The organism is Acinetobacter sp. BZX-2 (assembly GCF_055179795.1).
In genome coordinates this window covers 3,241,726-3,268,268 of the sequence record NZ_CM143686.1, presented here as the reverse complement: position 1 = coordinate 3,268,268, position 26,543 = coordinate 3,241,726, and the positions used below count along the sequence as shown (strand labels likewise).

Here is a 26,543-nt window from a genome sequence, read left to right as displayed (position 1 = left end):
CACATGAGTTTAGCCAACCTGATCAATGAATTAAACCCGCAACAAAAACAAGCTGCAACAACAGATTCAAAGCATAGCTTGGTACTTGCAGGGGCAGGCTGTGGCAAAACCAAAACTATCGTGGCGAGAGCTGCATACCTGATCGATCAAGGTGTGCCTGCCAATCAAATTCAAATTCTCACTTTTACTCGTCGTTCTGCAAGTGAAATTGTGGCACGTGTAGAACTGGCTTTAGGTGATCAAGCTAAAGGGCTACGCGCCTCAACATTTCATACCTTTTGTATGTATTTATTGCGTCGTGCACCTAAAGCTTTCGGTTTAGATCAATTTTCGATTATAGATCGTGATGATCAACTGATGATGTTCCGTCTTATTCGTGGAAAGGACGATAAAAAGAACCCGAATGCATTGCCAAAACCCAAAGAGCTATGTGATTTATACTCTTTTGCACGAAATACCCGTCAAAAATTAAGTCTGGCTTTAGAAAAGCAACTGCCTGAGTTTTTAGAATACAAAGATCAAATTGCTGAGATTATGAAAGAGTATGAAGCTCGAAAACGTGCTCGTTCTTTTCTAGATTATGATGATATTTTAGCGGTTGTTGCTTCTGCTTTGGCACAGTCAGAAGGGTTGGTGGATTATGTGGCATCGTTATGCCAGCATTTACTTGTCGATGAAATGCAGGATACCAATCCCTTGCAGTGGGCAATTCTCGAACCGTTGAAAGACAAAAGCGCTCTTTTCTGTGTCGGTGATGATGCACAGTCTATTTACGGTTTTCGTGGCGCAGATTTTGAAAATATTCACCATTTTAAAGAACGTGTACCTGATGCGCAGATTTTCAAACTAGAAAAAAATTATCGTTCAACTCAGGAGATTTTAGATCTATCCAATTGGTTACTAGATCAAAGCGAGATTCATTACGATAAAAAATTGGAAGCTTATCGTGGAGATGGTATTAAACCACGTATGCATGTTTTCCCGAATGAATTTGATGAAGCCAAATGGATTGCAATAGATATCAAAGAGCGTCATTTACTTGAAGGCTCAGCGTGGAATGAACATATGGTGTTGGTGCGTTCAGCATTTGCGGCACGTCATATCGAGGCTGCATTTATTCAGGCCAATGTGCCATACCGTTTTATTGGGGGAATGAAACTTCTTGAAACTGCACATGTTAAAGATTTATTGAGTTTATTGCGGGTAATCGCCAATCCATTGGATGATATTGCATGGATGCGCTTTTTAACCTTGTGGAATGGTGTGGGGGATGTAGGCGCAAGTAAACTAGCGCAGCAGTTATTACATGAACCTGATATTGATAAAATTACTGAAAAACTCGAAAAATTTGGTCGTATTCCTGATCATACTTTGCTGATCATGAAGCAAATGAGTGTGTTAAAAACAGAAGTTGAAGCCTGTGTGAAACTGGGCGTAGAAGCCATTCTCAATCAACTTGAAGAAAATTATGCCAAGAAGGATTGGCATAAACGGGTCGGGGATTTTGATCTAGTTAAGCAACTGGCTTCTAAACATTCACAATTGAGTGAATTTTTAGAGGAATACGTGCTTGATCCAGTATCGATTAGTGAAATTGAACGTCAATCGCAAGATGATGTCGTCACTTTAATCACCATTCATTCTGCCAAAGGTACAGAGCAAAAAGTGTGTTATGTGGCGAATGTGTCAGCAGGGCAATATCCTCATGCACGTGCGCAAGGTGATTTTGATGAAGTTGAGGAAGAACGCCGTGTGCTGTATGTGGCGTTAACTCGTGCGCAAAATGAATTAATTCTGACCAAACAAAATTTAAGTTTTTGGGCACATAGTCAGACAGATGATCAAGGTCGTCATATTGAAAGTTATTTTCTGAATGATTTAACACGAAACTTATGCACGACTGAAACACATTATAAACAACGTCAGCAAACTGTAAAAAGCGCGCTCATCGAACGTCAGGCGATTAATTTAGATTTTGGTATAGATCTAGATTAAACTAGCATTATTATGTTTTTCATTCAAAAAGTAGAGTAGGCGAGTGCTTTTTGATGTTTTTTGCCTATTTTATGTTTAAGGTTGTGAGATGAAAATTTTAGTTCGTAGTTTAGAACGTACAGTGACAGAAGCAGAATTACTTGAATTGTTTAAGCAATACGGTACTGTGGATTCATGTACTTTGGTATTAGATGCTGCAACGGGAAAATCGAAAGGTTTTGCTTTTGTTGAAATGCCACATGGTCGTGAAGCAGTAAAAGCGATTAAAGCTTTGAATACTTTACGTTTGCATGGACATGGTATTCGAGTTAAAGCTGCGGATGAGAAACCAGAAGCTTAACTGTTATGAATGTGTTGATGTAAAAGGAGCAGAAATTGCTCCTTTTTATTGGATGAAAAATGAAGAGAACATACCAAGCTTTGTCCATTGTTGCTCCTGCTGGGCAATGAGTTTCTGAAGGTAAAAAGACATTAGAAATTCGTTCATGACAACCTGAGTCTTTACCACTTAAAGATTTACTCATCGTAGAAAATAAAAATTATTTAATCCAAGATGAAGATGAGGAAATTGGACGAGCTGTCGCTATTGTTGATATTGAATCTGTTCATCTATGGACAGAAAATGAATTAGCGTTAGCAGCAGCTTCATATTGGGAAGAAGGCTATTGGGCATGGGTGATCAGCAATGTTCGTCCAATAGAAAAATTTGTTGAAGTTACTGCAAAACGAAAAATATATTCTATTGATGTCGATCTTGAGTAAAATTTATTGTGATTTTAGTGAAATAAAGATTAAGCTAAGCTTGTAATAAATGCCAAAACCTTAGGGAACTTTCATGTCACGTGTAGCTCGCTTTCATGCAGACCGTACCAATCAAAAACTTTATTTTGCACGCCTTGCATGTGTGCAAGCAGAGCAATCTGAAAATGTTCAACAAGCTCAGGCACACCGTGAAGCTGCTGTATTCCACTTACATGGTGGGATTTTGGCATTTTTGCAAGAATTGGTACGTTATTACCGTTTAAATGATTTTGCTCCAACATTGAAGTCAATTGAAGAAAACATGGCGGCAAAAGGGCAAGTTTCACCCGAAGTATTGGTGATGCAAAAATTAGCTCAAGACGGATTTATTGCAGAGCTTAAAAGAGCGTATCGCCTTTGTCAGTATGCGCCAGAACCAAGTGCACCAGAGCCTGAAGATGAAACCTCTTCAAATCTAATTATCAAAGTCACTCAAACACCACAAGCGTGGTTGCCTGATACTAAAATTTTAAGAGAATGGCATCGTGATTTAACCCAACTTATAGATGGTTTTCGTAACGAAATGGTTGAATTCTGATCTTTTTGATTGGTTTTACTTGAAATTATGGTTTAAATGACTATATACATTATCTACAAGATGCAAAATGCATTCGGCATTTTGCCCCATGTTGAGCATGGAGGATTTTATGTCTATTGAACAGTTAAAAGAGTTATTCGGGAATCAAGAAGCAATTTTAGAGTTGGTTCAACTTGAAAGCGGGGAGTTGGCTCTACGCAATGCAGGTTCTGAAAAAGAGCCTTTAGTCACTATTCAGTTTAATGAAGAAGTGAAAGCCTTGCTTGGTGATCAGACACCAATGATTGCTCAACAGATGATTCAAGCTGCATTATTTGGTTTGCTTGAAAAACAATCCAATGAGTGGCATGCGGAAGTTGTAGATGAACAACCGCAATTTCTGAGCTAATACAGCTAATGTTAAGTTTCATAAAATAAATAAAACGAAACGCACTCAAGAGTGCGTTTTTTGTTTTTACGATATATTTACTTTTACTATATCAGTGACTTGTTTCGTTCTGATGAGCAAGTTGGATCTGATTTAAAATATGCGTACTCATATTTTTTGCCATCTCCTCTTTTGCGTAATAAACATCACCGATCGCATCCTCACGAATGATCTCAGCTTCTTCTTTATTTTCAGCACACACCAAGACTTGAATTTGTGGATTCAGCAGTTTTGCTGTATCTACAATTTTATGAATATCTAAAATATCCATAGGTGAGATGATCAGTAAGCGTGCGTGTTGAATATGTGCCTGAATCAGCACACTTGGTTCAGTTGCACGACCCGAAACTGCTGCAACTTCTTTTTCACGTAGTTTTTCAACGATTTCACGATTTTCTTCCGCGATTACAACTTTAATGCCATTTTGCATTAAGGTTTTGGTAATACGACGTCCAACTTCGCCATATCCAACAATGACCACTTGATCACGTAAATAATCTTGATCGACTTCATCTGGAAGCATCGCTAATGGGTCGCCACTGCGCTCAAGTAAGCGTGCTAAATGAGAGCGTTCACGAATCCAGTTTTGCACAGGTTCAATCGCTGAAAATAGGAATGAATTGAGCGTAATCGAGAACAAAGCGCCTGCTAAAATCAGATTTTGCGCTTCAGAGCTAAGTAAACCGAGTGATAGACCGAGTGTGGCTAAAATAAAAGAGAACTCACCAATTTGAGCCAAACTTGCGCCTACAGTCAGCGCTGTATTGATCGGATAACGGAAAAATAAAACCAAAGCCATCGCAGCAATAGTTTTACCAATCATGATAATGGCGATGACAGCCAGAATATGTAAAGGTTGTTCAACAATAATTCTTGGGTCAAACAGCATTCCCACTGAAATAAAGAATAGGATTGAGAAAACTTCTCTCAAAGGTAAAGTTTCTTCTTCAGCACGATGACTGAAGTCGGATTCTTTCACTACCATCCCAGCAAAGAATGCACCCAATGCCATAGAAACGCCAAAGATCGCGTATGAGCCATAGGCAATTGATACTGCTGCTGCAACAACGGTTAAAGTGAAAAGTTCTCTAGAGCCTAAACGAGCGACATATTGCATGATCATAGGCACTAAACGTTTACCAATGATCAGCATGAAGGCAATAAAACCAGTCACTTTTAATAGTGTAATGCCGAGTGTTAACCAAATATTTTGATCTGATTGCTGATTTGCAATTGGATGTCCACCCAAAAGTGCCGCAGTTGCAGGTAAAAGAACGAGGACCAAAACCATGACCAAGTCTTCAACCAAAAGCCAACCGACCGCAATTTTGCCGTTAACTGAGCTGAGTAAACCTTTATCTCCCAAAGCTTTGAGTAAAACCACTGTACTCGCACATGATAAGCTCAGACCAAAGACTAAAGCAGATCCAAAACTCCAACCCCAAAACAACGATACTGCCATACCAAGTAAGGTGGCTACTGCGATTTGTAGAATTGCACCAGGTAAAGCAATTCGGCGGACTTGCATTAGATCATTTAGAGAAAAATGCATCCCTACACCGAACATCAGGAACATGACGCCTAATTCAGCAAGCTGATTGGCGAGTGTTATATCTGCAACAATCCCAGGTGTGTTTGGACTGATGATGATTCCTGCGATTAAATACCCAATCAAAGGGGGAAGACGTAGCCGTGCAGCGATATAGCCAAAAACAAGCGCGATACCAAAACCAACTGCAAGTAAAATGATCAAATCTACATCATGAGGCACTAAACACTCCTTAAAAATTTGGAGGAATTAAATAAAATGACTAAAAGCACAAACAGTGTCAAAAGAAAATATTGAGAATTTTAACAACTTGAGTAAAAAAAAGGCAAAAAAAACGACCCAAATGGGTCGTATTTTTTAAGAAAGCTGAAATTATTTAATTTTAGCTTCTTTGAAAATTACGTGTTGACGGATTTTTGGATCAAATTTTTTGATTTCCATTTTTTCCGGCATAGTACGTTTGTTCTTAGTTGTGGTATAGAAATAACCTGTACCAGCAGTAGAAACTAGGCGAATTTTATCACGCATGGTTCAGACTCCTTAGATCTTTTGACCTTGAGCACGTAGGTCAGCAACAACCTTTTCAATGCCCAATTTGTCGATAATACGCATACCTTTAGTGGTTAAACGAAGACGTACGAAACGCTTTTCGCTTTCTAACCAGAAACGGTGGTGATGCAGGTTCGGCTCGAACCGGCGCTTAGTTTTGTTGTTGGCGTGTGAGACGTTGTTACCAACGACTGGACGCTTGCCGGTAACTTGGCAAACCTTAGACATGGTGTAACTCCATTGATTTAGCCAACAGCAAATCTGTATGGCCAGTCAAAATAAAACGGATTGAATTCATTCAAGGGGCGTTTTATATCAAAATTCCGCTTAAAAGACAAGCGGAATCGACAAAAACGTAGCATGAACTATCTCAATAGCTCATGCCTTGATCAGTTAGCGGAGAAAGGCTTTCTCTAAAATTTTATTTAATGGTTTATCGTATGGTGGCAAGATGAATTTTAAGCTGAAAAGCTTAGGAATAGACATCATTGAACGCTCATGCGATAAACTAAAGAAACCTTCCGGACCGTGATATTTGCCCATTCCTGATGCACCAACGCCACCAAATGGTAGGTCGTCTTGTGCAACATGGGTAACTACTGCATTTTGACCAAAGTGCCCAGAATGTGTACGTTGAGCAACATACTCTGCACGAGCATCGTCAAAGTCGAAGTAGTATAATGCAAGTGGACGAGGTCTGCTATTAATAAAGTCAATAACATCGTCGATTTGATCATATTCCATGATTGGAAGGACTGGACCAAAGATTTCATTCTTCATGATCTCCATGGTCGGCAATACACCTGTTACAAATGTTGGTGCAATTTTGCGCACTGGCGCTAAATCTTCATTTTTCGGATTAAGCTCAATCAGTTGAGCACCTTGTTGGCGGGCATCTTCTAAATAATTTTGAATACGCTTGTATTGTTTATCATTAATGATCGATGTGTAGTCCTGATTGTCACGCAAGCTTGGATACATTTCTGTCGCAACTTCTTTAAAGCTGTCAATAAATTCTGCAGTTTTGCCTTTTGGTAAGAAGATATAGTCAGGTGCAACACAGGTTTGCCCTGCATTCCATAATTTACCAAAAGAAATACGTTCAGCAACGACTTTCATATCACTTGATGGATGAACGATAACAGGGGATTTACCACCCAATTCTAAAATCACAGGAACAAGGTTTTCTGACGCCGCTGCCATCACGGTTTTACCGACATTGCTTGAACCCGTAAAAATGATTTTATCAAAAGCTAAATGACTGAACTCATCCGAAATTTGTCCACCACCATTGATGACAGTAACTAACTCTTGCGGGAAAGCTTCAGATAAAGCATTTTCTAAAACAAGACCCAAATTTGCAGATGCACTTGAAATCTTAATCATGGCATGGTTACCCGCAGCCAATGCGCAAATTAAAGGTCCAACTGAGAGTAGTAATGGGTAGTTCCAAGGTGCAATAATTCCAATCACACCTAGAGGTTGATATTGTACCCATGCTTTAGCAGGTTGGTGTAACATAGAAACGTGACGTTTAGATGGTTTCATCCAAGCGGTTAAATGCTTGCTATAATATTTAATTTGCTCTAAACATGTAAGTAACTCACCGATTTTTGACTCGCTGTATGAACGGTTACCGTAATCTTGATTAATTGCTTCTGCAAACTGATCTTGATATTTAACCAAAACTTTCTTCAAACGAGCTAAGCGTTCAATACGTTCCTTCGCTGTTGGCATAGGATAACGTTGATATGCAGTTTTTTGTTGTTGAAGAACATCATGCATATGTTGAATTTCAGGGGAAAAGGGAGTCATTGAATTTGTTTTTGTATGACTGTTCATGACAAGCACCATTTACGGATTAGGTTAATATAATGTATTTTTTTAGAGTAAATACTCTAAATAGTCAAGTCACTTTATGTTTAGCTTGCGCTAACGGTTAAGAATGGTAATAGGATGTCGAGCTCCAAAACTTCAAAAACGAAAGATCGAATTTTGCAGATTAGTCTGCAACTTTTTAATGAACGTGGTGAACGTTCTGTCACGACAAACCATATAGCTGCTGAGCTTGGGATCAGTCCTGGAAATTTGTATTACCATTTTCGAAACAAACAAGAAATCATCAAAGAGTTGATGGAGCAGTACCAAAAAGAAACATTAGACATGCTCTCATTACCCGATGACCGTGCAGTCAATGCAAATGATAAGATTCGTTATTTCCAAGTCTTAAGCAGTCAACTTTGGGAATTCCGTTTTTTGCATCGTGATGTTTATCATTTGATTGAGAATAACGAAGATTTTAGGAAAATTTATCCACGCTTTGCAGGCAAGGTGATGCAGCAGGGGCAAAAGATTTATCATGCCTTTGTTGAAGCGGGTTTGATGCAAATGACTCATTCAGAAATTGAAGCGCTGATTATCAATATTTGGATTGTACTCACCAACTGGACAAACTTCTTATATATGTCTGGACATTTGAGTGATTCAAATCATTTAGATGAAAAATGGATTTGGCAAGCTTTAAGACAAATGGTGTTTTTAGAAGGTCCTTATTTGCGTGGCGAGAGTCGTGAAACGTATGAGCGCTTATTAGAAAGCTTTGGTTCTTCCGAATTATTTGCCAGTTTATCGTCCATTCATCAAGATTGATTTATAACGATGATTGAAAGCTGGTAAAAAAGCGTTAGAATATTCGGCTGTTTTTAAAATTAACTTATAAGTGATATCCATCAACATGAACATGACTACTGCCCACACAGCACGTTTACTGATTACTTGTGAAGACAAGCCAGGTATCGTGCAAGCTGTATCGAGCTTTTTGTATCATCAAGGCGCAAATATTACTGCGCTTGATCAATATGCTACAGAAGCTCAGGGTGGGCGTTACTTTATGCGTGTTGAGTTTGAACTTGATCATTTACAGTCACGCCGTGAGAGTTTGTTACAAACTTTTGCAACGAATGTTGCAGAGCGTTATGCAATGCATTGGCGCTTGGCTTTAGTCAGTGATATTAAAAAAGTCGGTATTTTAGTTTCTAAAGTTGATCATGCTTTGCTTGAATTGTTATGGCGTCACTCACGTGGTGGTTTACCATGCGAAATTACTCAAGTGGTTTCAAACCATGAAGATTTACGTGAGTCAGTCGAAAACTTTGGTATCCCATTCTATGTTGTTCCAGTCAATAAAGAGAACAAACGTGAAGCGTATGCGCAGATTGATGAATTGATGCAAGGCAATGATTTATTGGTTCTTGCTCGTTATATGCAAATTCTGGATGAAGAATTTGTTCAAAAATGGGAAATGAAGATCATCAATATTCATCATTCATTCTTACCTGCATTTGTCGGCGCAAATCCGTATAAGCAAGCGTATGAAAAGGGTGTGAAGTTGATTGGTGCAACAGCGCATTATGTCACTGCTGATTTAGACCAAGGCCCGATTATTGAACAAGATGTAGAGCGTGTGAACCATGATTTCACAGTTGAGCAATTGCGTGAGCTGGGTCAAGATGTAGAGCGTAATGTTTTAGCAAGAGCAGTGAAGTGGCATCTTGAAGACCGTATTATTGTCGATGGGAATAAGACGGTTGTATTTCAATAATATGTGAAAATTATCGTATATTATGGTTTGAGAAAAGGATGCTTTTAGCATCCTTTTTACATTTTTGATTCGTAAAATCGATTAACTGCAACGAAAAAGCAGTTGCAAATGAAAACACTTCTCATTTATCATTAGCCCACTTTAGTTGTTCTATTCGACGTGCTTGATCTATGAAATGCTTTTTTTGTAGCTTGAGTCAGTTTTAGGTATTTAGATTCTTATGAGTCACTCTTCCACTGCACCACTTCATACGCCTCCATCGATGAAGAAAAAAGTTGTTGCTGCTATTTTAGCAGTGATCGTTGGTCATGTCGGTGTTCTCTGGGCTGTTAGTCAAATGAAAGCACCAGAGTTACCTCAAATCAAAAAAGAACCATTAAAAGTTAAATTTGTAAAAATTAAAGAACCACCACCGCCGAAAGAGCTTCCTAAGCCGAAAGAGCCACCAAAACCTAAACAAGTGAAGATTGTTGAAAAAGAATTACCGCCACCGAAGAAAGTGGAAAAAGTGGTAGAAGTTAAAAAAGCTGAAACCAAGAAAGTTGTAGAGAAGACTGTAAAAGCCGAACCTACTCCTGTGGTTTCAACGACAGTGACAACCAAGATCACAGCAAAACCCAAGCCTGAACCAGTACAAGATCCAAAACCTGAGCCTGTGGCTGAACCTGTACAATCCTCTCCAAAAAGTGTTGCTATTGGTGGAGCAGGCGTGCAGTGGAGCAGATCTCCTAAATTGAGTTTTAAATCGAGTGAAATAACCACGAGTTGCCGTGTTGTTATTTCGATTAAAGCCAATGAGAAAGGCAGTGTCACCACGGCGAGTGTGAAAAATTCAAGCTGTAGTCCTGAATTGACCAGTAAGGTTGCAAATTCAGTACGTAATGCAAAATTTAAACCTTATAAAGAAAATGGTGTCGCTTATCCAATTAGTGCAGAGCAACCATTTGATTTAACACCGACTACAAAATAATAGGAGTTCTACATGAACTTTTCAGTTTATTGGCAACATGCTGATGCAGTCAGTAAAACACTGTATTTCGTGTTATTGGCAATGTCTATCGCAACTTGGACTGTGTTCGTTTTGCGTATTTTAGGCACGCGTCAACTCAAGCAAATTGCTCAAGCTCAATTGACTCAAGCAATGAGTGCGCTTAAAGCTAAGCTTGCGCCATTAGGTTTTGAACAACGTAAGGCTGTTGCAGAACAAGCTTTATTACGTCAAATTTCAGTAGAAAAAGCCAATGCTGAAAAAGGCGTTTCTGTATTAGGTACGATCGCTTCTCTTGCTCCATTTGTGGGTTTATTCGGTACAGTATGGGGAATTTTCCATGCATTGGTGGCTGTAGGTAAGAGTGGTCAAGCTGGTTTAGCTCAAGTTGCTACGCCTGTCGGTGAAGCATTGATCATGACTGGTCTTGGTCTTGCTGTGGCGATTCCTGCGGTATTGGCTTATAACATTTGTGTGCGTTTTAATCGTACATTGGCAAATGATTTACAAGATCATGCACATGGTTTGTTAATTGATACGATGCTACAACAAGATTCTTCAACTCAAAAAGTTGAATCTGCATCTACACAAAAAGGTTTAGTTGGAGGTCAAGCTTAATGGCTTTTCAATTGGGAGAAGACAACGATTCTGGCATGAATGAGATGAATCTCATTCCGCTGATCGATATTATGTTGGTATTGATGATCATCTTTTTGGTGACAGCAACCGTTGCTAACCCATCGATACCATTAACTTTACCAAAAACCACTGCTGAAGTCCTTGCTCCACCACCTGAAGCAATTACGATTAGTATTAACCAGCAAGGTGAAGTGGCTTGGAACGATCAAATGATTACGTTAGATGAATTGTCTACTCGTTTTAATGAAGCAGGTCAAAAGCCAGTCAAGCCTGCTGTACAGCTTCGTGCAGATAAAGAGTCCCGTTATGATACTGTTGCACAAGTCATGTCTCGTGCCAGTGAAGCAGGTCTGAATGATTTGGCTTTTATGAGTGATAATTAATTTAAGCATCAATGTATGTTTAGTTATTAAAATAATTGATGTAAAAAAGCGATCTATAAAAGATCGCTTTTTTTTTAACGCTATCACTTCACCCAATTGTTGAAGTCAATCATTTGAATAGATCATTTCAGTAAATCTTGAAATTTGGTGCGTAATTTTAACAATTTAGGTGGAATCGAAAAGTTGCAATAGCCTTGAGAGGGATTCTTGGCAAAGAAATTTTGATGATATTCTTCAGCTGCATAGAATGTCGGTTCAGGGCTGAGTTCAGTTGATGTAAAAAAGCGATCTATAAAAGATCGCTTTTTTTTTAACGCTATCACTTCACCCAATTGTTGAAGTCAATCATTTGAATAGATCATTTCAGTAAATCTTGAAATTTGGTGCGTAATTTTAACAATTTAGGTGGAATCGAAAAGTTGCAATAGCCTTGAGAGGGATTCTTGGCAAAGAAATTTTGATGATATTCTTCAGCTGCATAGAATGTCGGTTCAGGGCTGAGTTCAGTCACGATAGGCAGACCCTCTGCTTTTAATTGCTCAATATATTGTTCAGCTTCAGCTTTTTGTTGCTCATTAAAGTAATAAATCACTGAACGATATTGGGTTCCAATATCATTGCCTTGACGGTTCAACGTCGTTGAATCGTGGACTGCAAAAAATACATCAAGTAATTGTTTATAACTAATTTGATTTTCATCAAAATCAATCAAAATTACTTCAGCATGCCCTGTATTGCCTGTACAGATATCCTCATAACTTGGGTTTTGAGTTGTACCGCCTGCATAACCGCTCACCACTTTTTCTACGCCTTTCAATTGCAGAAAAACGGATTCAGTACACCAAAAACATCCACCACCCAAAAGCGCTTGTTGCATTGTGATATCCTTTTATTGATCAATACTTAGTATTGAGAATATAGAAAATTAATGTGAATTAGTCATGTGAAATTGAGATTGAACGGTAACAATATTTTGAACATGTGAACTCTATTCAGCCGATTTTATCATTCAGTGAATGGAGCTTATTACCGACCATTGGTTCAATTTGATACTCTCTAATTCCTCATTGTAATATGAGGGGAGTAGGCTATTTATGGGGTCGTGGTTGTATATTGCAATACGCGATTGCCGTGTTGATCTAACAGCTTAAGTGTTTTGTCATAGACTTGATAAGCGGTCACTTTATTTAAAGCTTCGCTATATTTAGCTGAAAGTTGCATGCTGTTTTTACAAAGCATTTTAGTTGAGCTCAATTGACCTAAGCTAATATGCTCTCCTTTGATCGCATAAAGCCCCATCAAGCGATTACAGCCATCTGTGCCACTCACACGTAAGTCTGTACCAAATTGAATGATGGGTGTATTTACAGTGGAAACCGCTTTGTATTCGGTTGCTCCGATGTATGTCAGTACCCAACTTTTATTCTGCAATAGGCTTAAATTCTTTGCTTGCTGGTCTGCACTTGGCATAGAGGTACAGCCAGCTGCGAATAAGGTCGCGCTGATTAACGTGGTTGCAAATACAGATTTCAACATAGCTATTCTCTTGAATTTCAATTGTTTTAAAGGTGTCGTTTTATATTAATAAAAAATATCTGAATCTTGATCTATACACAAACAAAATTACAAAACGATGTTGTATATTTGAAGTTATATATTACTGCGCTTGCTCTTCAGGTAACCCTAAACGAACCACTTTTGAAAAATTGGTACTATTGGGGTATTTAAAATGGGCAAATTTAGCGGTTCGTGGGTTAATGTGTGCTTTTTGATACCATTCTTTCATTGTCCATTTATGGTTAAGTGCACCAAGATCATAAAGATAATTTGGTAAATAACCAGAAGCAAATAAGCGATAATCAATCGGGAGTTTTTTCGGTGAAATTGCTTGGGTCATATCAAAAACCAATGTCGTGCAGTTACTGGTTAAGGTGTTATACCACTTTGGTTGTTGCGCCAATTGACTTGATTTACTTAAGTATTCTTGAAACAGTGCTTTCATTTCATGTTTTGGCATTTGGACTGGGAAGAAATACACCTGTTCCCCACGAATATTACTACGGGTATAAACAATGTCCTTTTCATCCGCAGCAATCAAACTCAGCTCAAATTTTCTGAAAAAACCACCAATGGCAGAAAAACTTTCAGTTTTTTCTTTTCGAATTTCAATTGAAAATACTAACGGTTTTTGGTCTGAAAAATTAAAACTAACCAAGGTGTGTGCAATTTCAGGCCCCATCCAATAGGAGGTAATGACATTTATCCCAGTGATGTGGTCGAGATTGTAGCTGCGGGTATCCCAACGCTCATCGTACTGGCTTTCTGAATGCCAATTGAAATTTCGAACATTGTGAATGGTGACCACATTCCCTTGCTGTTGGTAACTGAAAATTCTCGAAACCTCAGGACTCCACTCTCGATCTTGCTTTGCAGGAATATTGAAATACCACAGTAAACTGACCATAAAGACCAAAAGATAAATCAAGCTGTCAGTTTTACGATTGAAAAGGTTTTTTGTGAAATAAATGCCTAAAATACCGAGTGCAAAGACACTCCAAATGACGATTAACGTATAACTAAACGTTTGCCCGAAAGGTTGTTGAATCCAGATTGCTAAGCAAAACCAAACAGAACTGAAGAGGACAAAAAGACTAAAAAAGGAATGCGCTAAGAACATTCCTAATGAATAAATAAATTGTTTTTTTCCAGTATTATGCATAATGAGTGCGTTTTTATTTAGCTACTCTATTTTCGATAGGTTGCGAACTCAAAAGCAATAGCTGTTTTGTCATCAATATGTGATTCGCTCGAAACTTTGCTAAATTCCTTTGGAATTTCTGGATAATGTGCATCACCTTGAACATCAAGCTCAACATGAGTCAGCTCTAAACGATCGGCAATAGCCATGGTTTGTTTAAATATTTCACCACCGCCAATAATAAAGATACTGTCAGGTTTTTCTGAGGCTAGAACATCAGGGATCGCCAACTCTAAAGCCTGTTCAATACTGTGTGCAGTTTTTACACCTTCAAATGACCAGCTTGTATCTCGAGTAATGACCCAATTCACACGCTTTGGTAGCGCACGTCCCATCGAATCAAGGGTTTTACGCCCCATGATCACCACACCACCTTGAGTAATTTCTTTAAAGTGTTTGAGATCAGCGGAAATATGCCACGGAAGGTCATTACCTTTACCGATACAACGCTGTTGATCCATTGCAACCACATGCACAATTTCAAAATTTTTAAAGCTCATAACTTACTCTTTCTAATCGTTCCCACCTCTCTTTGCCAATTGTCAAAGAGAGGTGATTTCCCCTAGTTCAAGGAAATGAAGGTATTTTATAAAATTAAACCGCTACAGGCGCTTTAATCGCAGGGTGTGATTCGTAACCTACGATTTCGATATCTTCAAATTTAAAATCGAAAATGTCTTTGATTTCAGGGTTTAACTTTAATTGACATAATGCTAACGGGTCACGAGTCAATTGTAGTTGAGCTTGTTCAAAATGATTGACATATAAATGTGTATCACCACCAGTCCAAACGAAATCACCTACACCTAAGCCACAGACTTGCGCAATCATATGGGTAAGCAATGCATAACTGGCAATATTAAATGGCACGCCTAAGAACACATCAGCACTACGTTGATACAACTGACAAGAGAGTTTTCCATCCTGAACAAAGAATTGGAATAGAGTATGACATGGCGGTAATGCAACATTACCTGCTTCATTTGGATTCCAACCTGAAACGATCAGACGGCGTGAGTTTGGATTGGTTTTGATTTCATTCACCAACCATTTAATCTGATCAAAACCATCATTTTCATACAAACCGTTGTCTAATTTGGTTGCGCCAAAGTTACGCCATTGATGACCATAGACTGGACCTAATTCACCTTCAGGGCGTCCAAAACGGGCAGTTTGTTCTGCGGTAGACCATTCATCCCAAATAGAAACTTTATTGTCTTTTAAATATTGAACATTGGTATCGCCTTTTAAAAACCACAACAGTTCAATCACGATAGAACGGAAATGTACTTTCTTTGTGGTCAATAAAGGGAAACCTTTTGAAAGGTCAAAACGCATTTGATGACCAAATACAGAACGTGTACCTGTACCTGTACGATCACCTTTGTCACCGCCATTGTCTAGGATATGTTGTAAGAGGTCTAAATACGCTTTCATAAATTTTCCAATCTGAGGGTGAATCATTGTAACAAGAGAGACAAATTCTGCCATCTAAGCACGGATTCACACTGCTTTAAATGACACCTGAGTTTATACTAAACTGAAGTTTTTTTTAAGACTGATTGATTCTGCCTGAGTATTTTCACTTTAATCTTTTATTTTTATTCTAATTAAAATCGCTGTTTTATCAAAAATTGGAAATTGCTCTATGAATAGCAATTTAAGTAAATTCTCTGATCTGTAGCGTGCTTTAAAACAAAAAGATCCATGAATGTAAGGTTTTCAAACGATAAGGTTTGAATGAGCAAAATTTACAATTTATGCGTAAATTAGTTTTGCCGAGAAAATTTTGTTGATGGAGGCTTTTATGAATATTTACTTTCATTGAAGTGATAGAAGCTTATAAATATTTATAAGCTTTTTATTTTAAAAATGATGAGGTTAGGGTGTTGTTGAAGGTTGAGTAAATCTAAAAATGTGACTCAATTGACATTAAAAGCTATTGATTCAATTGAGTTAATTTTTTACCAATATGGCTTAGAGTGTATTTTTTATTGAGTATAAATTTTGATCAAACAGATGCAAACGAGCAGCGGCACAATATCATTGGTTTCAGTCAGTTAAAAATATACAAATGAGATTTATTAACACTTACATATTTTTTTACATGTTTTTAATCTACTTTTTAAGTTTCGCTGATTAGTATGCTTTGCTTATGAAATGTTGTTATTGGTTTTTACAAGGTGTTTTAACCAATTCATGATGCGAAGTTTGAGGATTAGGCATGATTTACGACCATAATGTTAATATGAATGAATACGTGAGCCCCACGGTTCATATTCAAATACGATCGGAAAATCAAAATAATACTTTCCAACCAGAACAATACTTAAAAAACAAAGCATTAGAAAATTTTAAAAACCAAACTGAAAATTTTAAACAAGAAAGCCTGATTGATATTGAAAAATTCACACAAAAGCTCGTCAGTATGTCACGTAGTACCACAGCGCATCGTTGCGCACGATATGTGCGTATTGCTTTACAATCGGCGGGTGCACGGTTTTCTGATCATCCAGTCGCAGCTTCAGATTGGGGAAGTACCTTGACTGAAATTGGTTATAAGAAAATCCGCCCTGATTTTGATAATCCACAAGAAGGCGATATTTACATTATCAATAGAACCAGCCGTCATCGTTATGGACATATTGCAGGATTTACAGGTTCACAATGGGTTTCAGACTTTAGACAGCGTAGTTACGACGTGTATAAAGATCCAAACGTGACGTATGAATATTACCGTTTAAATGCTTAATTTATCTTGATTAATACGAGATTGTAGAGCAATTAAACTGATTTTGATTGTAAATCAATCTGCGAAAAGATAAAAAAGGAAGCGATTTTAATCAACCGCTTCCTTTTTTATTCAAAGCGTTTTTGACGACTTTCGTAAATCGAAACAACAAACAGACCTAAAGCAACAAATCCTAAAGCTTGAATAGCTGTATAAAGCTTATTGGCGTTGGGTAAGAGGAAGACTAAGATTGAAAAAGTGAATATTGGAAAGACTGCAAATAAAATTTTATAAAGCGTGAGATATGGCGTACCCGTTGCGATTTTAATGGATATTTTTCTAAGTACATGGATGGAAATACCAATCGCTAAACTTGCGAGGGTAAATATAGGGCTTAGCTTTTCAAAGGTTGAACAATAATAAATGATTGCACAGGTGATGACTGAAACAATTAGTTTAGTGTGTTTTGTGCAACGCTCTGAGTACCAAAAGTCTAATAGCATATTGAGTGATTGCCATAAAATGAAAAGAAATCATTTTGACTGATAATGTTGCTATGAACAGCCCTATAAATCATCAAAATGATTGGGGAATGTATGGTTTAGTTTTGTTCAGGCGTATTCTTATTCAATAACGCCAGTGGAGAGAAAATACAGACTGCCAAAGCCATAAATGCAACGCCTTGAGCACCAGGAATCAAGATTTCACCATTGTTCATATTTTTAAAAATAAGCGCTAAAAGAATCGCAATTGGAATCCAAGTCAACAAACGATAAAGTAAACCTGTTGGATTTTTTGCTGCAAAATGCACTTTGCAATAACGGCAGATTAAAAAAATAATCCCAGTACCTGCAAACAGTAAGATGTTATCTAATGTTAAAGGTTGGTACCAGTACAGTGCGATTGAAGCGATGACAATCACAAGAAAGAATGCCAATTTCTTAGCAATGGCTACTTTAGGATCAAACCAAAATTCAAGCATAATCAATCAACGTGTCAATATTATATGTACTTTAACATAGTCGGAATAATGAGACACTTGCTCATTATTCCCGAATCAATTTAGTTCAATGTGGTCTTTTGCGGACCCCAATCAAAGATTTTCTTTTGATATGCGTACCAAATTAACCATACACCAATCAAAATCATAGGTAGCGACAGCATTTGTCCTTTGGTCATCCATCCAAACAAGATATAGCCCTGATCTGCATCAGGCTCACGGAAGAATTCCATAAAGAAGCGAGCACAACCATAACCCATTAAAAAGACAGCTGAAACTGCATAACGTGGGCGTGGTTTGGCACTATAGAACCAAAGGATTATAAACAGCAATAAACCTTCGCAAAGCGCTTGATAAATTTGTGAAGGGTGTCGAACCAATTGCAAAGGATCTGTTGGGAAGATCATACCCAAAGCAAAGTTTGGATCAGTCACTTGGCGACCATATAATTCGCCACCAATAAAGTTGCCAATACGACCAAACATTAAACCTGTAGGTACACAAGGTGCAATAAAATCAAGGGCTTCAAACCATGTTTTTTTGTATTTATGACACCACAATAGCATCGCGATCATCACGCCAAGGAAACCGCCGTGGAAGCTCATACCGCCAGTCCAGACTTTAAACAGCCAGATCGGGTCTGCAAGAAACTTATCAAACTCATAGAAAATAACGTAACCAAGACGACCACCAAGGACGACCCCGAGTGCGCCGTAGAAAACCAGATCTGAAACCATTTCCGCGTTCCAGTTGTCACGTTGTTTAGCACGATATGTTGCAAGTCCCCAAGCACATAAAAATGCCAATAAATACATCAGTCCATACCAATGGACTTTTACAGGCCCCAGAGCAATTGCAATGGGGTCAATATTCGGGTAGGTGAGCATTCCTATTCCTTGATTATATATTTCGCACAGATTTTAGCTGAAAGATATGAAAAATGTTGTACATTCAATGTGTAAAGTTCATGGAGTGTATTTATGTGTATTGTGGCATTGGCTTGGCAGGTTTTGGATGATTTACCTGTTTGTCTTATTTCAAATCGTGATGAGTTTTATCATCGTCCGACATCACAACTGCACCAGTGGACAAAAAGCCAAATTATTGCAGGGCAAGACTTACAATCGGGTGGAACATGGATGGGTGTAACCCATCAAGGACGTTGGGCGATTGTCACCAATTATCGTGATGGAACGGATCAGCGAGGCTATCCAACTTCACGTGGTCATTTGATCCAAGCTTTTTTAGAATCTGAACAAACGCCGATTCGTTTTGCACAACAATTAGAACAATCACAAATGAATTATGCAGGTTTTAATTTATTTATTGGGGATCAACATCAAGCTGTTTATATGAGTAATCGTGGTGAAGCACCGCAGGTTTTATCCAAAGGTGTATTTGTGGTTTCTAATGGACTCATGTCTGACGATTGGGAAAAGACCCAACATTTACGTAAACGGTTTACTCAAGAATTTTTGCCAATGATGCAATTGCCTTCAACGCCAGAAGCAGATTTAAAATATGCTGTGTGGGATATTCTAGAAGATGAACGAAAAATAATTCCAGACTTATTGCCAAATACGGGAATCAATTTAGAAATGGAAGAATTATTGTCTTCTACTTTTATTCAAAGTCCAATTTATGGGACACGTTGCTCCAATTTTTTAAGAATAAGCAAATCACATATAGATTGGGTAGAAAAGACCCAACAGGGTGAACATCAAGGTGATTTTGTAGAAATCAAATTGCCCATGATTGAAAAAAACACGTGTTGATATTAAACCTCTTGCCATAGTCAAAAAAACAAGAAATTAGCAGTAAAATGAATATTAAAAGTCTCTTCTCTCTCTCTGGGATAATGAATATTGTTCAACAAAAGAATGAGAGGATTTATCATATAAATCCTCTCCCTAACCCTCTCCTTTATATAAGGAGAGGGAACTTCCTTTGTGAATCAATGTCTATCACAACTCGACTTACGAAAGAAGTCTATTGAAACAACACGTATTGAAAATGAAAGCTTCTGATACAAAATTCAAGGCAAATTCAAAGTCTTAACCAGCAATCAAACCGCCGTCTTTACGTGTAATCACAACTGTTGCTGAGCGTGGACGAGCTGTTTTATTGTTTGGATCTTTTTGTGTAGCAGGCCAATGACTGGTTGGTGTGCTATAAGACTTCGAATCTTCACCCGGGTGTTGAACATTGATAAAGATGGCTTTGAAGTCTGGTGTCATGGTTACACCTGTGATTTCACATTCTTTAGGTCCGGTCAGGAAGCGACGTAAGTTTTCATCGGTTACTTTTGCTCCGACGATGGTTTCTTGTCCTGCTGAAGTTGTCGCTTTAGCACCGTCACCCACTTTACCCGGTAGGGCAGCGAGCATCATACAGTTTGTAGTGTCTGTATATGCGCCATCATCGGTTTGTATCCACAATACACCACGTGGATCAAACCACATGCCATCTGGAGAAGATAAATCATTATTATCATTCAAACCAGAAAGGTTGATGTTGCTTGCCATTTTTGCTTCAGCACCGAATAAGTAAATATCCCAAGTGAAACTTTCAGCTGTGGTTTTGTTGTCTTTTTCATGGAAACGGATAATGTGACCATTCACATTGCCTTTGCCACCTTCAGGATCAACATAGTTACGAGGGTTTGCTGCATCTAATGCATGTGCAGTACCACGGTTTGAGTTGTTGGTCAGTGTTACGTAGACTTCGCCATTTTCAGGATTGACGGCAACCCATTCTGGACGATCCATCTTGGTTGCACCGACTGCATCACCTGCTAAACGAGCGAAAGTGGTTACTTCAGCTTGTGATTTAAAAGGATAAACTGCATTGGTATTGGTTAAACCATTTTTACCATAAGCAAGTTCAATCCATTGCCCAGTACCATCATTATTAAACTTAGCAACATATAATTTGCCTGAGTTCATGTATTTGTCACCAGCACGGTAGCCACCATTGACATCTTTGGCATCCCATTTTGCATCAGAAACAAATTTGTAGATGTACTCACCACGAGAGTCATCGCCCATATAGAAGGCAAGGTTTTCACCTTCGATTAAACGGCTTGCACGACAGTCTTCGTGCGCAAAACGCCCTAAAGAGGTACGTTTTACTGGGTTTTGACTACGATCAAAAGGATCAATTTCAACGATCCAGCCAAAGGTGTTTGCACTATTGCGATAGTCTTGTGTCGCTGAGTTTGCTGTTACAGATGCGTTCCAACGGTCATATAAATCTTGTTCTTGTAATGAGCCAATTGCTGTCTCCCAGCCGTAACGAGAGCTTGCACCATCTTTTAAACCATAGCGATTGAGCGCCACAATTTCAGCAGCTGTACGTTTTGCATCATCACCTTTATTACGCACGAAGTAACCAATATAGTTTTCTTCAGTCGTTAAATATGTTCCCCACGGCGTATAACCATTACCACAGTTATTATGTGTACCACGAGTTTGTTTCGCTACTGGAGAATATTTGGTTGTAACTAACTCACTACCTGCCACGATACCGCCAAAGTCCATGACTGTAGCTGCGGTAATACGACGATTTAACACCGAGTTTTTAACGATTTCGACCTTCTGAGTTTTACTGTCTTTCTTTAACTCAATAATCGAAACACCGTGTGCGTTCACTTCACGAATGACTTCGTCTTCAGGGCGGCGACCATCGACTTTGGTTGCGCCTTGAGGGTGTAAAAATGTCGGATTGATGTACTCATGATTCATCACCAATAAACCACGATCAGCAGCTTTTGCATCATACTTTTGTGTTGAGCCATTTAGGCCAAAATAACTCATACCATCATGGCAATCGCCTGAGCGGAATTGAAAACTTAAACCTGTTGGAACGTTATTATCATCCCACTCTGCATATGCAGGGTTAATTGAGTCGCCCATTGCATAAAGCACATTTGCCTCATAGCCTTCAGGAACTGTAACGATATCATTTAGATTTTTTGCAACTGGTTTGAAAGTTAATTTTTCTGGTTTCTTAATCGTTGTTGGCGGTGTTGTCGTACTTGAATTGTCATCATCATTACAGCCTGTAAGACTTGATGCCATGGCAAGTGCTGCTGCACCACTTGCTGTTTTGGTAATAAGACTACGACGAGAGATACGTTGTTCTAAAATGTCACGAAAATGAATATTATTTGAAGTGTTATTGTCTAACTCTTGCTCTTCATGATATGGCGTGAGGTCTGTCATGATGCTTCCCTTTGGCTTAAAGTAATTGATAAATAAAATATTGAATAAGCCATAGACCATAGCGAAGTAATATGTAAGCTTTCTTACGTTTATATTTAATATTGGTTAAATTTAAGCTTTATTTAAGTTTAAAATTTTTAAGCAATTTTTTGATGGGAAAGGGAAGTATTTAGGTGTTTTGAGAACATTGTGTTTTATGTTTTAGCAAAGTCTTAAATATAAAAAAAGCGACTTATGATAAAGTCGCTTTTTTATGATGTTGAGATTATTCGATTATGATTTAAGCTTCTGTTCTATGACGCTTTTCGAGTAATTTACCAAACAGTAAGCCCAGTTCAAACAGCATCCACATTGGAATTGCGAGCATAATCATTGAAATAGCATCAGGTGGCGTAATAAACATTGAAATAAAGAAACATCCAACAATAATAAAACGACGTTTTTCTGCGAGTGTTTTTGTCGAAACCAGACCCACTAAAATCAGGATTAGCGTGATAATGGGGATCTCAAAAGTTACGCCAAAGACCAAAAACAGTTTCAAACAAAAGTTAAGATAGCTATTGATATCTGTCATGGGTGCAACCGTTTCAGGAGAAACACTCATAAAGAAATGCAATATCGATGGCAATGCGATGAAGTAGGCAAAAGCAATGCCTGAATAAAACAGAACAATACTGCCCAATAACAATGGAAAGGCGAGATTCTTTTCCTTTTCATATAAAGCAGGTCGAATAAATGCCCATAATTGATAAATAATAAAGGGCATTGCCAACATCAGTGCAATAAAGAAATTCAACTTAAAAGGTGCCATAAATGTTGCAGTAACATCTGTTGCAATCATGGTTGAATTTGCAGGCAGTTGCTTTCTGAGTGGCTCAGATAATGCAATATAGGTTTTATTGGCAAAGGGCAATAAACAGAAAAAAATCAGTAATAATGCACCAACGATTTTAAATAAATGCTTACGTAACACAACAAGATGTTGGGTAATTGGCATAGCTTCAAGTTGTGGTTGCTCAGAATCTTGCTGTTTTTCTGCAGATGTTTGAATTTGTGGGATTAATGAGTCTGTCATACAGCCACCTTAAGTTCTGCTGTATTCATTGTTTGGACATTCATAGTTTGAATGGTGTGTTGTGTACAGTGTTGTTGGTCGAGCCAAACTTTAGCCATATAACTTGGAGGAACCGTCGTGCTTAACTGAGTGAAATCAGTAAAAGTATAGGAGAAATTTTTATTATCCGAGGGCGCTGCCTGTTTTTGTTGCTCTGCAGCAAGTATGGATTGTTGTTGTAACTCATTCATTTGAGCTTGCATTTTTTGTTCAAGCTCTTGGATTCGTTTCATTTCTTGCTGCATTTGCTCACGGAATTCGGAAAGACGTAATTCACGGTCAATATCATTTTGAACACTCGTAATGGCTCGCTTAAATTTGCTATACCATTTAGCAGCAAAACGCGCAGCCTCAGGAAGTTTTTCAGGACCGAGCACGAGCAGTGCAATGATCCCGAAAACGAGTAATTCAGAAAAACCGACATCTAACATGATCTACGCCTCTACGATTAATGTTTTACAGTAGAGTTCACATCAGTATTGGTATTTTGATGTTCTAAAGTACGTGGTTCAGCCGTTGAGCTTGCAGTGGTTTCTTCATCTTTGATCGACTTTTTAAAGTCTTTTACTGCACCACCAACATCTTTACCTAGATTTTTAAGCTTAGATGTACCGAACAATAAGATCACTACAATAGCAAAAATCAGTACATGCCAAATTGATAATCCTGCCATGATTCATTTCCTTTTTTAAATTAAAAATATTAATTGTTTTCACTATAACAAGCTAAAATGACAAAAATATGTCGTCTATGATTAAGTTGATTCAATTACACCGGTTGTTGTTGCGTCGTACAATGAATACCACCGCCACCAGCAGCAATATAATCAATATTAATTTGCACGATGTTTCTATTTGGGAATAAGGCTTGAAGCTTTTGTTTAGCTTCAGCATCTGCAACTGGATCACCAAATTCAGGCATAATCACTGCCTTGTTGCAGACATAATAATTGATATAACCAGCAGCAAAGTCTTCGCTAGGATTTTCTGCACGAAGGGTAGTCGGTGCTTGTAATTCAATCACTTTTAATTTATTGCCTTTCACATCTGTCGCTGTTTTTAAGATTTCAAGATGTTGTTTGGTGACAGCGTGATCATAAGATTGAGGATCGCTATCATACGCGGCAACAACAACACCCTCGCTAACAAAACGCGCATAAAAGTCGGTATGTCCATCTGTGATATCTTTATCTTTAATCCCCGGTAGCCAAATCACTTTGCTAATTCCAAGGCAACGTTTCAATTCAGCTTCGCAAGCAGCTTTTGTAACACCTGGGTTCCGATTGTCATTTAATACACAGCTTTCGGTAATAATAGCTGTACCTAGGCCATCGACTTCTATACCGCCACCTTCAAGTGTTAATGTAGAGCTAACTCGATCAATATTCACATTATTAAGTATTTGTGCTGCAACGGTTTTATCGTTATTGTGGCTTTGTTTTTTGCCCCAACCATTAAAATTAAAATCAATACCTGTTAATTTATTCTGAGCATTTTTTACAAAGACTGGACCAGTGTCACGTGCCCAAAAGTCATCCATAGTCCCTGTAACCAAAGTAATATTTGAATGATTCATTTTTGCTCGTGCAATATCCATTTCCTCTGCACGAACCAAGATCGAAACAGGCTCAAAAGCAGCAATGCTCAGTGCGATTCTCGCTAAGTCATCACGCAAACCATTGATATTTTTAGGCTCATGAATTTGATCAGATGCACCAAAGACCATCCATGTACGTGTATGTAGTTCAGCTTCATCGGGCATTGTACCGATATTTTTTGTGTCTGTACCATTTCCCCCTGTAGAGCCTTCAGAAGAGGAGTTGTCATCACCATCGCTACCACCGCAACCTGTAATGATTAAAGCACTTACTGCAGCAGATAAACCTAGAAATTTTCTACGTGTTACATTGATCATTATAGAATCCTTTACCATTTTATAATTTGTGCTCAATCATAATGACTCTTTTATTTAAATTCTGAGTGATTATTCATCGTTGCCCAACGTGTAGAATTTTTATTCGTATCAGCGGGGAATCACTGGATTTTCCAAATACCAGATATTTTCCATACTAATTCAAACGAAAACATTGTCAATAAATAATACTTGAATATGTACTCAAATATTCACTTAAAAGCGTTGCTTTTTGTAATGATAATTATTATTAAATATTTAATTTATAATAATATATTTAATAATAATTATTTTTATAAAAACGTTTAATGGCGAGTTTGGTTTGTCGTTCAATACGATATGTTACTATCGACACTCTAATCACTTGAGATGCGTACTGTGGCTTTGTTATTTCCACTATTGTCTTTTATTTGTGGCTTAATACTGGCGAATAGCAAATTTACAATCAGTTTAAAATCGATACTGTCATTATTACTTGCTCGGTTATTTATTCCGATTGTGATTATTTACAATATGGTTTTTTATAAATCGGGAAGTATTACTTTAATTCTATTTGCATTTTTCTCTTGTTTTATTCTGTTCTTTGTTTATTTGAAACTGTTTAAAGATCGTTTGGCCGCATTGTGTTTCAGTTATACCAATATGGCATGGTTGGGTTTTCCAATTGCTTTGGCAATTTTTGGTTCTGAACATAGTATGGCCATGATTCCACTCTATATTGGCGTTTCAATCTTTGGAAATTCATGGGCTGTCACCTCAGTGAGTTCTGAGCCTCAATCGATTTTCACCATTCTCAAAAAAATGCTGCAATCACCACCTGTTATTGCATTAATCATGGCTGGAATAATTCGTTGTTTTGATGTGCAACAATTTCAAAATCATATTGTCATCGACTGGATTTATACCCTTGCCAAATGGTGTATGAGCTTTGCAGGGATGTGTGTTTTGGGAATGTGGTTACGCAAAACCAAAGTGCATATCGAAGATTTGCTGTGGAGTTTTCGTGTTGCGATACTCAAACTGTTTTGTGGTGCAATACTTTGTGGCTTTGTTTTTTATTTTTTATCGATACCACACATTGAAAACTATATTGGGGTCATGTTTTTACTGTTTTGCCTACCGCCAGCCGCAAATATTGTCGCATTAGAAACGCATTATCAAGGGACAGGTATTTCTGCAAAATATATTGCTTCTGGAACCATTGTGAGTTGTGTCGTCTGTGTGATTTATGGGGTGGCGGTGCATGTGTTGTAGAGAATTATAATAACAATAAGGAAAAGCTTTCTTCCCTTTGGAAGGGATTGAGGGAGGATATAGTATAGACCTCACCCTAACC

General features: G+C 38.0%; 29 protein-coding genes and 2 pseudogenes. 13 read left to right on the top strand and 18 right to left on the bottom strand.

What is annotated here, in order from left to right:
- The first annotated feature begins 3 nt into the window (after positions 1-3).
- The 5 genes and pseudogenes from ACY45D_RS15310 to ACY45D_RS15290 all read left to right on the top strand — a co-directional run bounded on the left by ACY45D_RS15310 (position 4) and on the right by ACY45D_RS15290 (position 3,722).
- Entirely contained in the window at positions 4-1,995 is a 1,992-nt protein-coding gene (locus ACY45D_RS15310) for an ATP-dependent helicase (protein ID WP_463107485.1), read from the top strand.
- An 88-nt stretch (positions 1,996-2,083) separates the two neighbouring features.
- Positions 2,084-2,335 (top strand): RNA recognition motif domain-containing protein, encoded by a 252-nt coding sequence (locus tag ACY45D_RS15305; RefSeq protein ID WP_010114406.1) that lies wholly within the window; start codon positions 2,084-2,086, stop codon positions 2,333-2,335.
- A 59-nt stretch (positions 2,336-2,394) separates the two neighbouring features.
- Positions 2,395-2,757, top strand: a pseudogene (locus ACY45D_RS15300) (ASCH domain-containing protein).
- 73 nt (positions 2,758-2,830) lie between these two features.
- Positions 2,831-3,334, top strand: a complete 504-nt coding sequence (locus tag ACY45D_RS15295; RefSeq protein WP_010114408.1) for a DUF6586 family protein — start codon at positions 2,831-2,833, stop codon at positions 3,332-3,334.
- A gap of 109 nt (positions 3,335-3,443) precedes the next feature.
- Positions 3,444-3,722 (top strand): hypothetical protein, encoded by a 279-nt coding sequence (locus ACY45D_RS15290; protein ID WP_120382982.1) that lies wholly within the window; start codon positions 3,444-3,446, stop codon positions 3,720-3,722.
- Positions 3,723-3,813: 91 nt separating this feature from the next.
- On the opposite strand, the gene ACY45D_RS15285 is transcribed toward ACY45D_RS15290, so the two are convergent.
- The 4 genes from ACY45D_RS15285 to ACY45D_RS15270 form a co-directional block, all read right to left on the bottom strand.
- Positions 3,814-5,532, bottom strand: a complete 1,719-nt coding sequence (locus tag ACY45D_RS15285; protein ID WP_463107484.1) for a cation:proton antiporter — start codon at positions 5,530-5,532, stop codon at positions 3,814-3,816.
- Positions 5,533-5,682: 150 nt separating this feature from the next.
- The gene (gene rpmG, locus ACY45D_RS15280; RefSeq protein ID WP_003654787.1) at positions 5,683-5,838 is read right to left on the bottom strand and encodes a 50S ribosomal protein L33; all 156 of its coding nucleotides are present in this window, start codon (positions 5,836-5,838) and stop codon (positions 5,683-5,685) included.
- A 12-nt stretch (positions 5,839-5,850) separates the two neighbouring features.
- The gene (rpmB, locus tag ACY45D_RS15275) at positions 5,851-6,087 is read right to left on the bottom strand and encodes a 50S ribosomal protein L28 (RefSeq protein ID WP_000048256.1); all 237 of its coding nucleotides are present in this window, start codon (positions 6,085-6,087) and stop codon (positions 5,851-5,853) included.
- A 165-nt stretch (positions 6,088-6,252) separates the two neighbouring features.
- Positions 6,253-7,701: a coniferyl aldehyde dehydrogenase gene (locus ACY45D_RS15270; protein WP_463107483.1), complete on the bottom strand. Its 1,449-nt coding sequence runs from the start codon at positions 7,699-7,701 to the stop codon at positions 6,253-6,255.
- A gap of 114 nt (positions 7,702-7,815) precedes the next feature.
- On the opposite strand from ACY45D_RS15270, the gene ACY45D_RS15265 reads away from it, so the two are divergent.
- From ACY45D_RS15265 to ACY45D_RS15245, 5 genes are all read left to right on the top strand, one after another.
- The gene (locus ACY45D_RS15265) at positions 7,816-8,508 is read left to right on the top strand and encodes a TetR/AcrR family transcriptional regulator (protein ID WP_463107482.1); all 693 of its coding nucleotides are present in this window, start codon (positions 7,816-7,818) and stop codon (positions 8,506-8,508) included.
- Between the two features lie 85 nt (positions 8,509-8,593).
- Positions 8,594-9,460: a formyltetrahydrofolate deformylase gene (gene purU, locus ACY45D_RS15260; RefSeq protein ID WP_463107481.1), complete on the top strand. Its 867-nt coding sequence runs from the start codon at positions 8,594-8,596 to the stop codon at positions 9,458-9,460.
- 220 nt (positions 9,461-9,680) lie between these two features.
- Positions 9,681-10,430: an energy transducer TonB family protein gene (locus ACY45D_RS15255; protein WP_463107480.1), complete on the top strand. Its 750-nt coding sequence runs from the start codon at positions 9,681-9,683 to the stop codon at positions 10,428-10,430.
- A 12-nt stretch (positions 10,431-10,442) separates the two neighbouring features.
- Positions 10,443-11,066: a MotA/TolQ/ExbB proton channel family protein gene (locus ACY45D_RS15250; protein ID WP_463107479.1), complete on the top strand. Its 624-nt coding sequence runs from the start codon at positions 10,443-10,445 to the stop codon at positions 11,064-11,066.
- On the top strand, positions 11,066-11,470 hold the full coding sequence (locus ACY45D_RS15245; protein ID WP_463107478.1) for an ExbD/TolR family protein: 405 nt from the start codon (positions 11,066-11,068) through the stop codon (positions 11,468-11,470). The genes ACY45D_RS15250 and ACY45D_RS15245 overlap by 1 nt, the downstream gene beginning before the upstream one ends.
- 122 nt (positions 11,471-11,592) lie before the next feature.
- Here ACY45D_RS15245 and ACY45D_RS15240 read toward each other — a convergent pair.
- The 6 genes and pseudogenes from ACY45D_RS15240 to thyA form a co-directional block, all read right to left on the bottom strand.
- Positions 11,593-11,742, bottom strand: a pseudogene (locus tag ACY45D_RS15240) (peptide-methionine (S)-S-oxide reductase); the annotation flags it as partial.
- An 86-nt stretch (positions 11,743-11,828) separates the two neighbouring features.
- The gene (gene msrA, locus ACY45D_RS15235) at positions 11,829-12,347 is read right to left on the bottom strand and encodes a peptide-methionine (S)-S-oxide reductase MsrA (RefSeq protein WP_089604303.1); all 519 of its coding nucleotides are present in this window, start codon (positions 12,345-12,347) and stop codon (positions 11,829-11,831) included.
- A gap of 215 nt (positions 12,348-12,562) precedes the next feature.
- Positions 12,563-13,006: an META domain-containing protein gene (locus ACY45D_RS15230; protein WP_463107477.1), complete on the bottom strand. Its 444-nt coding sequence runs from the start codon at positions 13,004-13,006 to the stop codon at positions 12,563-12,565.
- A 121-nt stretch (positions 13,007-13,127) separates the two neighbouring features.
- A complete protein-coding gene (locus ACY45D_RS15225; protein WP_463107476.1) occupies positions 13,128-14,189 on the bottom strand; it encodes an Lnb N-terminal periplasmic domain-containing protein in 1,062 nt (353 codons plus the stop codon).
- Between the two features lie 26 nt (positions 14,190-14,215).
- The gene (locus ACY45D_RS15220) at positions 14,216-14,728 is read right to left on the bottom strand and encodes a dihydrofolate reductase (protein WP_463107475.1); all 513 of its coding nucleotides are present in this window, start codon (positions 14,726-14,728) and stop codon (positions 14,216-14,218) included.
- 94 nt (positions 14,729-14,822) lie between these two features.
- Positions 14,823-15,665, bottom strand: coding sequence for a thymidylate synthase (gene thyA, locus ACY45D_RS15215; protein ID WP_463107474.1), 843 nt, complete (start codon positions 15,663-15,665; stop codon positions 14,823-14,825).
- Between the two features lie 787 nt (positions 15,666-16,452).
- On the opposite strand from thyA, the gene ACY45D_RS15210 reads away from it, so the two are divergent.
- A complete protein-coding gene (locus ACY45D_RS15210) occupies positions 16,453-16,980 on the top strand; it encodes a CHAP domain-containing protein (RefSeq protein WP_463107473.1) in 528 nt (175 codons plus the stop codon).
- Positions 16,981-17,087: 107 nt separating this feature from the next.
- On the opposite strand, the gene ACY45D_RS15205 is transcribed toward ACY45D_RS15210, so the two are convergent.
- The 3 genes from ACY45D_RS15205 to lgt all read right to left on the bottom strand — a co-directional run bounded on the left by ACY45D_RS15205 (position 17,088) and on the right by lgt (position 18,846).
- Positions 17,088-17,462: a hypothetical protein gene (locus ACY45D_RS15205; protein WP_463107472.1), complete on the bottom strand. Its 375-nt coding sequence runs from the start codon at positions 17,460-17,462 to the stop codon at positions 17,088-17,090.
- 98 nt (positions 17,463-17,560) lie between these two features.
- Entirely contained in the window at positions 17,561-17,941 is a 381-nt protein-coding gene (locus tag ACY45D_RS15200) for a hypothetical protein (RefSeq protein WP_463107471.1), read from the bottom strand.
- A gap of 80 nt (positions 17,942-18,021) precedes the next feature.
- Positions 18,022-18,846: a prolipoprotein diacylglyceryl transferase gene (lgt, locus tag ACY45D_RS15195; protein ID WP_463107470.1), complete on the bottom strand. Its 825-nt coding sequence runs from the start codon at positions 18,844-18,846 to the stop codon at positions 18,022-18,024.
- 93 nt (positions 18,847-18,939) lie between these two features.
- Between lgt and ACY45D_RS15190 the strand changes: the two genes are divergently transcribed.
- Positions 18,940-19,734: an NRDE family protein gene (locus ACY45D_RS15190; protein WP_463107469.1), complete on the top strand. Its 795-nt coding sequence runs from the start codon at positions 18,940-18,942 to the stop codon at positions 19,732-19,734.
- A 279-nt stretch (positions 19,735-20,013) separates the two neighbouring features.
- Here the strand turns inward: ACY45D_RS15190 and ACY45D_RS15185 are convergent, their stop codons facing one another.
- The 5 genes from ACY45D_RS15185 to ACY45D_RS15165 all read right to left on the bottom strand — a co-directional run bounded on the left by ACY45D_RS15185 (position 20,014) and on the right by ACY45D_RS15165 (position 25,210).
- Positions 20,014-22,182, bottom strand: coding sequence for a PhoX family protein (locus ACY45D_RS15185; protein WP_463107468.1), 2,169 nt, complete (start codon positions 22,180-22,182; stop codon positions 20,014-20,016).
- 280 nt (positions 22,183-22,462) lie between these two features.
- Complete coding sequence (gene tatC, locus ACY45D_RS15180) at positions 22,463-23,179, bottom strand: twin-arginine translocase subunit TatC (RefSeq protein ID WP_463109498.1); 717 nt, start codon at positions 23,177-23,179, stop codon at positions 22,463-22,465.
- Positions 23,180-23,253: 74 nt separating this feature from the next.
- Positions 23,254-23,727: a Sec-independent protein translocase protein TatB gene (gene tatB, locus ACY45D_RS15175; RefSeq protein WP_010114512.1), complete on the bottom strand. Its 474-nt coding sequence runs from the start codon at positions 23,725-23,727 to the stop codon at positions 23,254-23,256.
- 17 nt (positions 23,728-23,744) lie between these two features.
- Positions 23,745-23,969: a Sec-independent protein translocase subunit TatA gene (tatA, locus tag ACY45D_RS15170; protein WP_010114514.1), complete on the bottom strand. Its 225-nt coding sequence runs from the start codon at positions 23,967-23,969 to the stop codon at positions 23,745-23,747.
- Positions 23,970-24,064: 95 nt separating this feature from the next.
- Positions 24,065-25,210, bottom strand: coding sequence for an agmatine deiminase family protein (locus ACY45D_RS15165; protein ID WP_463107467.1), 1,146 nt, complete (start codon positions 25,208-25,210; stop codon positions 24,065-24,067).
- 375 nt (positions 25,211-25,585) lie between these two features.
- Between ACY45D_RS15165 and ACY45D_RS15160 the strand changes: the two genes are divergently transcribed.
- On the top strand, positions 25,586-26,461 hold the full coding sequence (locus tag ACY45D_RS15160; RefSeq protein ID WP_463107466.1) for an AEC family transporter: 876 nt from the start codon (positions 25,586-25,588) through the stop codon (positions 26,459-26,461).
- The last annotated feature ends 82 nt before the right edge of the window (positions 26,462-26,543 follow it).

Excerpts from the sequence above, each read along its gene's own strand:
- ACY45D_RS15310 (WP_463107485.1), top strand. The coding sequence starts at position 4 with ATGAGTTTAGCCAACCTGATCAATGAATTAAACCCGCAACAAAAACAA.
- ACY45D_RS15305 (WP_010114406.1), top strand. The coding sequence starts at position 2,084 with ATGAAAATTTTAGTTCGTAGTTTAGAACGTACAGTGACAGAAGCAGAA.
- ACY45D_RS15295 (WP_010114408.1), top strand. The coding sequence starts at position 2,831 with ATGTCACGTGTAGCTCGCTTTCATGCAGACCGTACCAATCAAAAACTT.
- ACY45D_RS15290 (WP_120382982.1), top strand. The coding sequence starts at position 3,444 with ATGTCTATTGAACAGTTAAAAGAGTTATTCGGGAATCAAGAAGCAATT.
- rpmG (WP_003654787.1), bottom strand. The coding sequence starts at position 5,838 with ATGCGTGATAAAATTCGCCTAGTTTCTACTGCTGGTACAGGTTATTTC.
- rpmB (WP_000048256.1), bottom strand. The coding sequence starts at position 6,087 with ATGTCTAAGGTTTGCCAAGTTACCGGCAAGCGTCCAGTCGTTGGTAAC.
- ACY45D_RS15270 (WP_463107483.1), bottom strand. The coding sequence starts at position 7,701 with ATGAACAGTCATACAAAAACAAATTCAATGACTCCCTTTTCCCCTGAA.
- ACY45D_RS15265 (WP_463107482.1), top strand. The coding sequence starts at position 7,816 with ATGTCGAGCTCCAAAACTTCAAAAACGAAAGATCGAATTTTGCAGATT.
- purU (WP_463107481.1), top strand. The coding sequence starts at position 8,594 with ATGAACATGACTACTGCCCACACAGCACGTTTACTGATTACTTGTGAA.
- ACY45D_RS15255 (WP_463107480.1), top strand. The coding sequence starts at position 9,681 with ATGAGTCACTCTTCCACTGCACCACTTCATACGCCTCCATCGATGAAG.
- ACY45D_RS15250 (WP_463107479.1), top strand. The coding sequence starts at position 10,443 with ATGAACTTTTCAGTTTATTGGCAACATGCTGATGCAGTCAGTAAAACA.
- ACY45D_RS15245 (WP_463107478.1), top strand. The coding sequence starts at position 11,066 with ATGGCTTTTCAATTGGGAGAAGACAACGATTCTGGCATGAATGAGATG.
- msrA (WP_089604303.1), bottom strand. The coding sequence starts at position 12,347 with ATGCAACAAGCGCTTTTGGGTGGTGGATGTTTTTGGTGTACTGAATCC.
- ACY45D_RS15230 (WP_463107477.1), bottom strand. The coding sequence starts at position 13,006 with ATGTTGAAATCTGTATTTGCAACCACGTTAATCAGCGCGACCTTATTC.
- ACY45D_RS15225 (WP_463107476.1), bottom strand. The coding sequence starts at position 14,189 with ATGCATAATACTGGAAAAAAACAATTTATTTATTCATTAGGAATGTTC.
- ACY45D_RS15220 (WP_463107475.1), bottom strand. The coding sequence starts at position 14,728 with ATGAGCTTTAAAAATTTTGAAATTGTGCATGTGGTTGCAATGGATCAA.
- thyA (WP_463107474.1), bottom strand. The coding sequence starts at position 15,665 with ATGAAAGCGTATTTAGACCTCTTACAACATATCCTAGACAATGGCGGT.
- ACY45D_RS15210 (WP_463107473.1), top strand. The coding sequence starts at position 16,453 with ATGATTTACGACCATAATGTTAATATGAATGAATACGTGAGCCCCACG.
- ACY45D_RS15205 (WP_463107472.1), bottom strand. The coding sequence starts at position 17,462 with ATGCTATTAGACTTTTGGTACTCAGAGCGTTGCACAAAACACACTAAA.
- ACY45D_RS15200 (WP_463107471.1), bottom strand. The coding sequence starts at position 17,941 with ATGCTTGAATTTTGGTTTGATCCTAAAGTAGCCATTGCTAAGAAATTG.
- lgt (WP_463107470.1), bottom strand. The coding sequence starts at position 18,846 with ATGCTCACCTACCCGAATATTGACCCCATTGCAATTGCTCTGGGGCCT.
- ACY45D_RS15190 (WP_463107469.1), top strand. The coding sequence starts at position 18,940 with ATGTGTATTGTGGCATTGGCTTGGCAGGTTTTGGATGATTTACCTGTT.
- ACY45D_RS15185 (WP_463107468.1), bottom strand. The coding sequence starts at position 22,182 with ATGACAGACCTCACGCCATATCATGAAGAGCAAGAGTTAGACAATAAC.
- tatC (WP_463109498.1), bottom strand. The coding sequence starts at position 23,179 with ATGCCAATTACCCAACATCTTGTTGTGTTACGTAAGCATTTATTTAAA.
- tatB (WP_010114512.1), bottom strand. The coding sequence starts at position 23,727 with ATGTTAGATGTCGGTTTTTCTGAATTACTCGTTTTCGGGATCATTGCA.
- tatA (WP_010114514.1), bottom strand. The coding sequence starts at position 23,969 with ATGGCAGGATTATCAATTTGGCATGTACTGATTTTTGCTATTGTAGTG.
- ACY45D_RS15165 (WP_463107467.1), bottom strand. The coding sequence starts at position 25,210 with ATGATCAATGTAACACGTAGAAAATTTCTAGGTTTATCTGCTGCAGTA.